Raw genomic sequence first — 1,395 nt, 5'->3', positions numbered from 1 at the left:
GAGTAATGCCAGTCAGTTAAGCAGACATTAGAAAAATGTAGTAAAAATGAGTGTATGCCAATACGCTCATTTTTTTTATGACTTTATCTGAAAATTTAGATTGCACCCTTCAACATTCTTTGCCTTCACTCAGCCATTTCAGTGAACTCATTGATTTAAACTGGATTAAAGAAAGCCTACATCAAACAGGTAAGGCTTCTATCAGGAGAAGAAAATTACCTGCCGAACATGTGGTATGGCTGGTAATTGGGCTTGCCCTATTTCGAGATCAACCGATCGGGTATGTCGTAGAGCAACTAAAACTTGTGTTTGGTACAACAGAATATTGTGTCCCCAGTGCAGCAGTGCAAGCACGACAACGTTTAGGACGAGAGCCCTTGAATACCTTGTTTTCTCTACTCAGCCAAGCCTGGTTTGAAGAATCCCAACAGCAATACTCAAACTTTCATGGCCTTAGTGTATGTGCTGTTGACGGGGTGGTTTGGTCTATGCCTTATACAGACGAGAATTTTGAACACTTTGGCTCATCTAAGGGTAAAACCGCTGCAGCCCCTTATCCACAAGTGAGAGCAACCTGCCTGGTAAATACCAGCACCCATGAAATCATTGATGCCCAAATAGGTAGCATGGATCAGGGTGAACTTACACTGGCAAATCGATTATGTCCTCCATCGCATAGTATTACCTTGTTTGATCGAGCCTATTTCTCTGCTGATTTCTTGATTGACTGGCAAACACGAGTAGAAGCCAGTCATTGGTTAATGAGAGCAAAAGATAATTTACGCTATGAGATCATTAAACGTAATTCCCCGCATGACTTTCAAATCAAAATGCCTCTTTCAGCTAGAGCCAGGAAGCTAAATCCATCATTAGGAGAATATTGGGAAGCGCGTTTGATTGAAGTTGAGCAGGCAGGGAAAATTAGACGTTATATCACTTCATTAATGGATTCAAAGGCATATCCACTGATAGGCTTGGCGAAGCTTTATGCCCAGCGCTGGGAAATAGAAATGTGTTACCGAGAAATCAAAAGTGATTTACAGGAAGGTAAGCATTTGAGGAGCAAGCAACCTGATTTAATTTATCAAGAATTATGGGGGGTCTTCATTGCCTATAATATTCTAAGAAGACAAATGAAACATATGGCTCAACGTGCAAAAGTCAGTCCTTTGAGAATCAGCTTTCATATTGCCTCTATCAGCATCCTGAATATATTAAGATTTGATTCTTTAGACTCCGCAGGGAATTTACCTAAACATCTAGAAAGTTTACTGGAGAAATCGAGGAGGTATGTTTTGCCTGAGAGAAGGGTTAGAAGTTGCCCACGAGTTGTGAAAGGAAAACCGCAGAAATACCCAAGAAAATGCCAGTCAATTTCTTAACTGACTGGCATTA

1 protein-coding gene is annotated in these 1,395 nt (G+C 40.8%); it reads left to right on the top strand.

Features of this window, described 5'->3' with window-relative positions:
- Positions 1-77: 77 nt before the first annotated feature.
- Entirely contained in the window at positions 78-1,382 is a 1,305-nt protein-coding gene (locus PV763_RS17555; protein WP_005104965.1) for an IS4 family transposase, read from the top strand.
- Positions 1,383-1,395: the final 13 nt, after the last annotated feature.

This window comes from Acinetobacter sp. AS5 (genome assembly GCF_048957595.1).
GTDB lineage: Bacteria > Pseudomonadota > Gammaproteobacteria > Pseudomonadales > Moraxellaceae > Acinetobacter.
The sequence above is the reverse complement of the archived record's forward strand: the minus strand, read 5'-3'. Positions and strand labels throughout refer to the sequence as shown.